The organism is Streptomyces sp. NPDC054956 (assembly GCF_053609185.1).
In genome coordinates, this window is record NZ_JBSGXB010000307.1 from 1 (window position 1) to 8,842 (window position 8,842).

At 71.9% G+C, this 8,842-nt stretch carries 8 protein-coding genes; 2 read left to right on the top strand and 6 right to left on the bottom strand.

The window, feature by feature from the left end:
- Positions 1-12: 12 nt before the first annotated feature.
- The 5 genes from ACWGDE_RS32170 to ACWGDE_RS32190 all read right to left on the bottom strand — a co-directional run bounded on the left by ACWGDE_RS32170 (position 13) and on the right by ACWGDE_RS32190 (position 6,416).
- Entirely contained in the window at positions 13-2,184 is a 2,172-nt protein-coding gene (locus ACWGDE_RS32170; RefSeq protein ID WP_453392569.1) for a 3-hydroxyacyl-CoA dehydrogenase NAD-binding domain-containing protein, read from the bottom strand.
- 45 nt (positions 2,185-2,229) lie between these two features.
- Positions 2,230-3,444: an acetyl-CoA C-acetyltransferase gene (locus ACWGDE_RS32175; protein WP_453392570.1), complete on the bottom strand. Its 1,215-nt coding sequence runs from the start codon at positions 3,442-3,444 to the stop codon at positions 2,230-2,232.
- An 83-nt stretch (positions 3,445-3,527) separates the two neighbouring features.
- Positions 3,528-4,670: an acyl-CoA dehydrogenase family protein gene (locus ACWGDE_RS32180; protein ID WP_453392571.1), complete on the bottom strand. Its 1,143-nt coding sequence runs from the start codon at positions 4,668-4,670 to the stop codon at positions 3,528-3,530.
- A gap of 55 nt (positions 4,671-4,725) precedes the next feature.
- A complete protein-coding gene (locus ACWGDE_RS32185) occupies positions 4,726-5,874 on the bottom strand; it encodes a CaiB/BaiF CoA transferase family protein (protein ID WP_453392572.1) in 1,149 nt (382 codons plus the stop codon).
- Positions 5,875-5,978: 104 nt separating this feature from the next.
- Positions 5,979-6,416, bottom strand: coding sequence for an MmcQ/YjbR family DNA-binding protein (locus tag ACWGDE_RS32190; protein ID WP_453392573.1), 438 nt, complete (start codon positions 6,414-6,416; stop codon positions 5,979-5,981).
- 58 nt (positions 6,417-6,474) lie between these two features.
- On the opposite strand from ACWGDE_RS32190, the gene ACWGDE_RS32195 reads away from it, so the two are divergent.
- The gene (locus ACWGDE_RS32195; protein WP_453392574.1) at positions 6,475-7,686 is read left to right on the top strand and encodes a saccharopine dehydrogenase family protein; all 1,212 of its coding nucleotides are present in this window, start codon (positions 6,475-6,477) and stop codon (positions 7,684-7,686) included.
- A gap of 52 nt (positions 7,687-7,738) precedes the next feature.
- Here ACWGDE_RS32195 and ACWGDE_RS32200 read toward each other — a convergent pair whose 3' ends face one another.
- Positions 7,739-8,419: an endonuclease V gene (locus tag ACWGDE_RS32200; RefSeq protein WP_453392575.1), complete on the bottom strand. Its 681-nt coding sequence runs from the start codon at positions 8,417-8,419 to the stop codon at positions 7,739-7,741.
- Between the two features lie 26 nt (positions 8,420-8,445).
- Between ACWGDE_RS32200 and ACWGDE_RS32205 the strand changes: the two genes are divergently transcribed.
- Positions 8,446-8,745, top strand: coding sequence for a YciI family protein (locus tag ACWGDE_RS32205; protein ID WP_453392576.1), 300 nt, complete (start codon positions 8,446-8,448; stop codon positions 8,743-8,745).
- The last annotated feature ends 97 nt before the right edge of the window (positions 8,746-8,842 follow it).

An 8,842-nucleotide genomic window follows, 5' to 3' on the forward strand; every position in this document is an offset into this window, starting at 1 on the left:
CCGGTCAACCGGTCAGTCGGCGTAGGTTTCGCCGCGCTCGGCCTTCTCGACGAGCGAGGCGGGCGGGGTGAACCGCTCGCCGTAGCGCTCGGCCAGCTCGCGGGCCCGGGCCGTGAACCCGGCCAGGCCGCCCTCGTAGCCGTTGATGTACTGGATGACGCCGCCGGTCCAGGCCGGGAAGCCGATGCCCATGATGGAACCGATGTTGGCGTCGGCGTACGAGGTCAGGACCCCCTCGTCGAAGCAGCGGACGGTGTCCAGCGCCTCGGAGAAGAGCATGCGCTCCTTCATGTCCTCGAACGGGATCTCCGCGTCCGGCTTGCTGAAGTGCTCGCGCAGCCCCGGCCAGATCCCGGCGCGCTTGCCGCTCTCGTCGTACGCGTAGAAACCGCCGCCGCCGCTGCGGCCCGGGCGCCCGAACTCGTCGACCATGCGGTCGATCACTCCGTCGGCCGGGTGCTCGGGCCAGGCCCGGCCCTCGGCCTCGAAGGCCTTGCGGGTCTCGTTGCGGATCTTGCGGGGCAGCGTCAGGGTCAGCTCGTCCATCAGGGAGAGCACCTTGGCCGGGTAGCCGGCCTGGGCGGCCGCCTGCTCGATCGAGGCGGGCTCGATGCCCTCGCCGACCATCGCGACGCCCTCGTTGATGAACTGGCCGATCACCCGGGAGGTGAAGAAGCCGCGCGAGTCGTTGACCACGATCGGGGTCTTGTTGATCTGCCGTACGAGGTCGAAGGCGCGGGCGATGGCCTCGTCGCCGGTGCGCTCGCCCTTGATGATCTCCACCAGCGGCATCTTGTCCACGGGCGAGAAGAAGTGCAGCCCGATGAAGTCGGCGGGGCGCGAAACCCCCTCCGCCAGGCCCGTGATGGGCAGCGTGGAGGTGTTGGAGCACAGCAGGGCGTCGGGGGTGAGGAACTCCTGGATCTCCTGGAACACCTTGTGCTTGAGGGCGGTGTCCTCGAAGACGGCCTCGATCACGGCGTCACAGCCCGCGACGTCGGCGGCCTCCGCCGTCGGGGTGATCCGGGCGAGCAGTTCGGCGCGCTTGGCCTCGGTCGTACGGCCGCGGGACAGCGCCTTGTCGAGCAGCTTCTCGGAGTACGCCTTGCCCTTCGCGGCGGCCTCGGCGGTGACGTCCTTGAGCACCACCTCGATGCCCGCGCGGGCACAGGAGTACGCGATGCCCGCGCCCATCATGCCGGCGCCGAGGACGGCCACCTTGGTGACCTTGCGCGGCGCGATCCCCTGCGGGCGGCTGCGGCCGGCGTTGACGGCCTGGAGGTCGAAGAAGAACGCCTGGATCATGTTCTTGGCGGTCTGCCCGGTGACCAGCTCGGTGAAGTAACGGGCCTCGATGGTCAGCGCGGTCTCGAAGTCCACCTGGGCGCCTTCGACGGCACAGGCCAGGATGTTGCGCGGGGCCGGGTACGGGGCGCCGTTGAGCTGCTTCTTCAAGTTGGCCGGGAAGGCCGGGAGGTTGGCGGCGAACTTCGGGTTCGACGGCGTGCCACCGGGGATCCGGTAGCCGGGGACGTCCCACGGCTGCTTCGACTCGGGGTTCGCGTCGATGAAGGCGCGCGCCTTGGCGAGCATCTCCTCGGGCGTGGCGGCCAGTTCGTGGACCAGCCCGTTGTCCAGGGCGCGCCGGGGGTTGTACTGGGTCCCCTGGAGCAGCACCTTGAGCAGCGCGTCGGCGATGCCCATCAGGCGGACGGTGCGGGTGACGCCGCCGCCGGCCGGGAGCAGGCCGAGGGTGACCTCGGGCAGGCCGATCTTGGAGCCGGGGGCGTCGAGGGCCACCCGGTGGTGGGAGGCCAGGCAGATCTCGTAACCGCCGCCGAGGGCCGTGCCGTTGATGGCGGCGACGACGGGCTTGCCGAGGGTCTCGATGCGGCGCAGCGAGCGCTTGATCTCGGTGCCGGTGTCGAAGGCCAGCTGCGCGTGCTCGGGGCGCAGCTGGATCATGTCCTTCAGGTCGCCGCCCGCGAAGAAGGTCTTCTTGGCGGAGGTGAAGATGATGCCGCGGATGGAGTCCTTCTCGGCCTCGGCGCGCTCGGCGATCGCGGCGATGGAGTCCTTGAAGGCCTGGTTCATCGTGTTGGCGGACTGGTTCGGGTCATCGAGGACCAGGGTGACGACGCCGGTCTCGTCCTGTTCCCAGCGGATCGTGGTGGACTCGCTCATTTTCGCTACTTCCGTGTCAGGGGTGGGATCAGGGATCAGGACGGATCAGACGCGTTCGACGATGGTCGCGACGCCCATGCCGCCGCCGACGCACAGGGTGACGAGCCCGTAGCGCTTGTCCTGGCGCTCCAGTTCGTCGACGACCGTGCCGAGGATCATCGCGCCGGTGGCGCCGAGCGGGTGGCCGAGCGCGATGGCGCCGCCGTTGACGTTGACCTTGTCCAGGGAGACGCCCATGTCCTTGACGAAGCGGAGCACGACGCCGGCGAAGGCCTCGTTGATCTCGATCAGGTCGATGTCGTCGATGGTCAGCCCGGCCTTGGCGAGCGCCTTGCGGGTGGCCGGGGCGGGGCCGGTGAGCATGATGGTGGGCTCGGAGCCGGAGACGGCGGCCGAGACGATGCGGGCCCGGGGCGCGAGGCCGTTGCGCTCGCCCGCCTCGCGGGAGCCGATCGCGACGAGCGAGGCGCCGTCGACGATGCCGGAGGAGTTGCCCGCGTGGTGCACGTGGTCGATCTTCTCGACCCAGTGGTACTTCTGCAGCGCGACGGCGTCGAACCCGCCGAGCTCGCCGATGTCCGCGAAGGAGGGCTTCAGCCGGGCGAGGGTGTCGGCCGTGGTGCCGGGGCGGACGAACTCGTCGTGGTCCAGGACGACCAGGCCGTTGCGGTCGGTGACCGGGACGACCGACTTCGCGAAGCGGCCCTCCTTGATGGCGGCGGCGGCGCGCTCCTGGGACAGGGCCGCGTACTCGTCCACATCGCGCCGGGAGAATCCCTCGATCGTGGCGATCAGGTCGGCGCCGATGCCCTGCGGGACGAAGTCGGTGTCCCAGCCGGTCATCGGGTCGTTGAACCAGGCTCCGCCGTCCGAGGCCATCGGGACGCGGGACATCGACTCGACCCCGCCCGCGAGGACCAGGTCCTCCCAGCCGGAACGGACCTTCGCGGCGGCCATGTTGACGGCTTCGAGGCCCGAGGCGCAGAAGCGGTTCTCCTGTACGCCGGCCACGGTGTCCGGCAGCCCGGCGGCGATGGCCGCGATCCGGGCGATGTCGGAGCCCTGGTCGCCGACCGGGCTGACGACGCCGAGCACGATGTCGTCGATGGTGGCGGGGTCCAGTCCGGGGTTGCGCTCGCGCAGGGCGTGGATGAGGCCGACGACCAGGTCGATCGGCTTCGTGCCGTGCAGGGAGCCATTGGCCTTGCCGCGGCCGCGCGGCGTGCGGATCGCGTCGTATACGTAAGCTTCGGTGCTCACTGGTCAAGCCTTTCGAGGGTGCGGAGGCAGGGGGAGGTCGGTGGGCGCCGGCGCGGTGGTGGAGGTCGGCGCGGTGGTGGAGGTCAGCCCAGCAGGGAACGGCCGATGATCTCCTTCATGATCTCGGTCGTGCCTCCGTAGATGGTCTGGATGCGGCCGTCGGTGAAGGCGCGCGCCACGCGGTACTCGGTCATGTATCCGTAGCCGCCGTGCAGTTGCAGACAGCGGTCGGCCACCCGCTTCTGCAGTTCGGTGGCCCACCACTTCGCCATCGAGGCGTGGACGTGGTCCAGCTCCCCGTTGGAGTGGTCGGTGATGCAGCGGTCCAGGAAGGTGCGGGTGACCGCGCACTCGGTGGCCATCTCGGCGATCTCGAACCGGATGTGCTGGAGCTTGGAGAGCGGCCGCCCGAAGGCCTCGCGCTCCTTCACGTACTGGGTGGTGATCTCCAGCAGGTACTCGGCCGCGGCGATGCCCGCCATGGCGATGCCCATACGCTCCTGCGCGAGATTGGTCATCAGGTGGACGAAGGCCCCGTTCAGCTCGCCGAGCAGGTTCTCCTTGGGGACGCGCACGTCGTTGAAGAACAGCTCGGCGGTGTCCTGCGCCTTCTGGCCGATCTTGTCGAGGTTGCGGCCGCGCTCGAAGCCCTCGGCTCCGCGCTCCACGACCAGCAGCGACATGCCGTGCGCCCCGCCCTCGGGGGTGGTCTTCGCGACCACGATCACCAGATCGGCGAGGATCCCGTTGGAGATGAAGGTCTTGGAGCCGTTGAGCACCCAGTGGTCGCCCGCGTCCTCGGCGCTGGTCCGGATGCCCTGGAGGTCGGAGCCGGCGCCCGGCTCGGTCATCGCGATGGCGGTGATCGTCTCGCCGGAGCAGAAGCCGGGCAGCCAGCGGCGCTTCTGCTCCTCGGTGGCCAGCGAGGTCAGGTACGGCCCGATGATGTCGTTGTGCAGGCCGATCGCGAGCCCGGCGGCGCCGGCCCGGGTGAACTCCTCGGCGATCACGGCCGCGTACCGGAAGTCGGTGTTGCCGCCGCCCCCGTACTCCTCGGGGACGGCCAGGCCCAGCAGGCCCTGCCGGCCGGCGGCCCGCCAGGCCTCGCGGCTGACGATGCCGTCCTTCTCCCACTGCTCGTAGTGCGGCAGCACCTCCTTGGTGAGGAAGGTGCGCACGGTCTCGCGGAACGCCTCGTGGTCGGCGTCGAAGATCTGGCGTTTCATCGGGGGCTCCTCAAAGCCAGTTCTCGGCGGTGGCGACACATCAGGGAGAGCTCCATCAGCCCTCCTTCTCCAGCAGCGCCGGTACGTCCCAGTCCGCCGCCACCGATTCCGTGTGCGCGCCGGGCAGCGCGGGGCCGCCCACGGCGGGGGCCGGGGTGACCGAGAAGCGGGGCGCGGGAGCCGGCTGGGTGATCCCGGCGGCCTCGACGAAGGTCCCCCGGGCCGCGAGGTGCGGGTGCTGCGGGGCCTCGCGCAGCGAGAGCACGGGGGCCACGCAGGCGTCGGTGCCCTCGAAGACCGCCGTCCACTCCTCGCGGGTACGGGACTTGAAGCGCGCGGCGACGGCTTCGCGCAGCTCGCCCCAGCGGGCCAGGTCCTTGCGGGCGGGGGCCTGGTCCCCGAGGCCGAGGAGCTCCACGAAGGTGTCGTAGAACTGCTGCTCCAGCGCGCCGACGGCCATGTAGCCGCCGTCGGAGGTCTCGTAGGTGCCGTAGAACGGGCAGCCGCCGTCGAGGAGGTTGGCCCCGCGCCGGTCCTGCCAGCCGCCGGCCGCGACCATGCCGTGGATCATGGCGGTGAGGTGGGCGGTGCCGTCGACGATGGCCGCGTCCACGACCTGCCCGGCACCTCCCGGGGTCCGCGCGTGCTGGAGGGCGGCGAGGACTCCGATGACGAGGTAGAGCGAGCCGCCCGCGTAGTCCCCGACCAGGTTGGCGGGGACGGCCGGGGGCTCGCCCGGGTTGCCGATCATGCCGAGGGCGCCGGTGACGGCGATGTACGCGATGTCGTGCCCGGCGGTGTGGGCGAGCGGGCCGTCCTGGCCCCAGCCGGTCATCCGCCCGTAGACGAGCCGCGGGTTGCGGGCGTGGCAGTCGGCCGGGCCGACGCCGAGCCGCTCGGCGACCCCGGGGCGGAAGCCCTCGATGAGCACGTCGGCGCGCTCGACCAGGTCCAGCACGCGGCTCGGGCCGTCGGCGGACTTCAGGTCGACGAGGACGGAGCGCTTGCCCCGGTTGGTGATGTCGTACGCGGGGTTGACCGCGAGCCCGCCGCCCCCGGGCCGGTCGACGCGGACCACGTCGGCCCCCAGATCGGCGAGGAGCATGGCGGCGAACGGGCCCGGCCCGATGCCCGCCAGCTCGACGACGCGCACGCCCGCGAGCGGGCCGCCGCCGCTGCCGGTCACGTTCCCTGTCACTGCCATCGAGCCCCCAGCATCCCGTGGCACCACTGTGGCCACTGTGTGACACAACTGATGTAACACCAGTGATGCTAGGAACCTGTTCCACTCAGCACAAGAGCAAGCGCTTAGTCGGATGTCTCGTTTCCGGCGATCCGTGCGTCGAGTTCCTTGAGGTGCCGCTTGAGGGCCACGGTCCGGTAGCTCTCCTCCACCCACTCGCACAGCACCTCGACGGAGGGCGCGCCCTTCTCCCCCAGCGGTACGGAGACCCAGCCGGCCTTCCCCAGCCCGTAGCCGGTCGGCTCGGCCCCGGGCGCGGTCATGGCATGGCCGTGCAGCGCCTCGTCCTTGAGCTTCACGGAGATCCCCGGCGGCCGCGGGCCGTCGGCGTTGCCGAGGAAGACGAAGATCTTCTTGTTGACCTTGACCACGCAGTCCTCGGGTCCCCAGGGGAACTCCTCCCCGGCCTCCGGCAGCCCCCGGGCGAACTCCCGGACCGCCTCCCACTTGCGCACCGCAGCCTTCACGGAGGTCTCCTCCCAGCCCAGGCCGAACCTGCCCACACGGACAGCCGGTCCTCACGCTAGCCTCAGCCACCCAAGCGAGCGGGGAGGAACCGTGATGAGCGAAGAGGTTCGGCCGACCGGCAAGGCCGCGGACCACGAACGGACGTATGACCTCGTGCTCTTCGGCGCGACCGGGTTCGTCGGCGCGCTGACCGCCGAGTACCTCGCCGCGCACGCCCCGGCGGGCTGCCGGTGGGCCCTCGCGGGGCGGAGCCTGGCGAAGCTGGAGCGGCTGCGCGAGCGGCTCGCCGCCCTCGAACCGGCCTGCGCGGACCTGCCCCTGCTGGTCGCCGACGCCGAGGACGCCGGGGCGCAGCGCGAACTGGCCGCCTCCACGCGGGTGCTGGCCACGACCGTGGGGCCGTACGTCTGGTACGGGGCCGGGCTGGTCGCGGCCTGCGCCGCGGAGGGCACCGACTACGTCGACCTCACCGGCGAGCCCGAGTTCGTGGACCGGATGTACGTCGACCACGACGCGCGGGCCCGCGAGACCGGCGCCCGCATCGTCCACGCCTGCGGGTTCGACTCGATCCCGGCCGACCTCGGCGCGTACTTCACGGTCGGACAGCTGCCGGCCGGGGTGCCGTTGACCGTGGACGGGTTCCTGCGCTCCAACGCCCTCTTCTCGGGCGGCACCTTGACCACGCTGCTCACCTCGCTGGGCCGCGGTCCGCAGAACCTGGCCGCCGCCCGCGCCCGGCGGCTGCACGAGCCCCGACTGCCGGGCCGGCGGGTGCGCGGGCCCGTGGGCGCGCCGCGCTTCAGCCGGGAGACCGGCGCGTGGGCACTGCCGCTGCCCACGCTGGACCCCCGGATCGTGGCCCGGTCCGCGGCCGCGCTGGAGCGCTACGGCCCCGACTTCCGCTACCGGCACTACGCCTCCGTACGGCACCTGCCCTTCGCCGTGGGCGGTACGGCGGCGGTCGGCGGGGTGGCGGTGCTGGCCCAGGTCCCGCCGGTGCGCCGGTGGCTCGCGGACCGCTGGGAGCCGGGCCGGGGCCCGGACGCGGAGCGGCGGGCGCGCAGCTGGTTCAGCGTCCGGTTCGTGGGCGAGGGCGGCGGCCGCCGGGTCTTCACCGAGGTCTCGGGCGGCGACCCGGGGTACGGGGAGACCGCGAAGATGCTGGCCGAGTCGGCGCTCTGCCTCGCCTACGACTCCCTGCCCGAGGTCTCCGGACAGCTGACCACCGCCGTGGCGATGGGCGACGCACTGCTGGACCGGCTCCAGAAGGCGGGCATCCGCTTCCGGGTGGCGGCCGAGGAGTAGGGGCTCCCGGGACGGCGGCGGCGAGGCGGCGGGGCGGCCCGGGCCCCGTCGGTCAGCCGGTGGCTTCGCGCAGGGCGCGCCGGCACAGCGAGTCGGCGTGCCGGGTGGTCTCCGGGATGCGGAAGCGGGGGCTCAGCGCGAGGGCGTGCGCGCAGGCGTTGTCCAGCGAGACCCGGTGGCCGACGGAGACGTACACGGGCTTGATCCCGTCCTGCGTGCGCAGCGCCCGCCCGACCACGTCGCCCTCGGCCGCGCGCAGCGGGGCCGCGTCCCCGCGCCGGGCGCCCGGTTCCTCGTACGTGAAGGTGAACGGGTTCTTCGCGATGCCGATGGCGGGCAGCCCGGTGACCACGCCGAGGTGGCAGGCCAGTCCGAAGCGGCGCGGGTGGGCGAGGCCGTAGCCGTCGCAGACGACGAGGCCGGGCGTGACGGTCAGCGCGTCCAGGGCGGCGAGTACGGTCGGCAGCTCGCGGAAGGCGAGCAGTCCCGGCACGTACGGGAAGCTGACGCGCCCGACGGAGGTGGCCTCCTCCACCACCCGCAGGGTGGCCGCGTCGAGCACGACGGCCGCGGCGGCCACCAGGTCGCGCTCGTCGTCGTAGGCGACGTCCACCCCCGCGACCAGCCCTTCGCCGGGCGGGGGGCCTGTCTCGGTCAGTACGACGCGGGCGCGCAGTTCGTCTTGTATCGCCTTGGCCTCGGCCTCGTCGGCGGGGGTCTTCGCACTCGTCATAGTGGTGCGAGAGTAGCCTGGCGATCATGTTCGTCATGGAGCTCACCTACACCGCGCCCCTCGAATCCGTCGAAGAGGAGATGGACGCGCACATCGCCTGGCTGGACGGCTATTACGCGGCCGGTGTCTTCCTCGCCTCGGGCCGCAAGGTCCCGCGCGACGGCGGCGTGATCCTGGCCGGCGGAGTCTCCCGCGCCGAGGTCGAGAGGATCGCGGCCTCGGACCCCTTCGCCCTCGCCGGTGTCTGCTCCTACCGGATCATGGAATTCATCGCGACGAAGACGTCGGGGGACCTGGCGACGGTCCGGGAGAACCCCGCGCTCTAGGCCGTCTCTTTCGGATCTTGCCGGTTAAGCCCGCGTCGTCCGGTGCCGTGCATCGCAAGGCGGAGAGGCTCCCGATTACTGGACGTCCTCGGGTGCC

Excerpts from the sequence above, each read along its gene's own strand:
- ACWGDE_RS32170 (WP_453392569.1), bottom strand. The coding sequence starts at position 2,184 with ATGAGCGAGTCCACCACGATCCGCTGGGAACAGGACGAGACCGGCGTC.
- ACWGDE_RS32180 (WP_453392571.1), bottom strand. The coding sequence starts at position 4,670 with ATGAAACGCCAGATCTTCGACGCCGACCACGAGGCGTTCCGCGAGACC.
- ACWGDE_RS32185 (WP_453392572.1), bottom strand. The coding sequence starts at position 5,874 with ATGGCAGTGACAGGGAACGTGACCGGCAGCGGCGGCGGCCCGCTCGCG.
- ACWGDE_RS32195 (WP_453392574.1), top strand. The coding sequence starts at position 6,475 with ATGAGCGAAGAGGTTCGGCCGACCGGCAAGGCCGCGGACCACGAACGG.
- ACWGDE_RS32200 (WP_453392575.1), bottom strand. The coding sequence starts at position 8,419 with ATGACGAGTGCGAAGACCCCCGCCGACGAGGCCGAGGCCAAGGCGATA.
- ACWGDE_RS32205 (WP_453392576.1), top strand. The coding sequence starts at position 8,446 with ATGTTCGTCATGGAGCTCACCTACACCGCGCCCCTCGAATCCGTCGAA.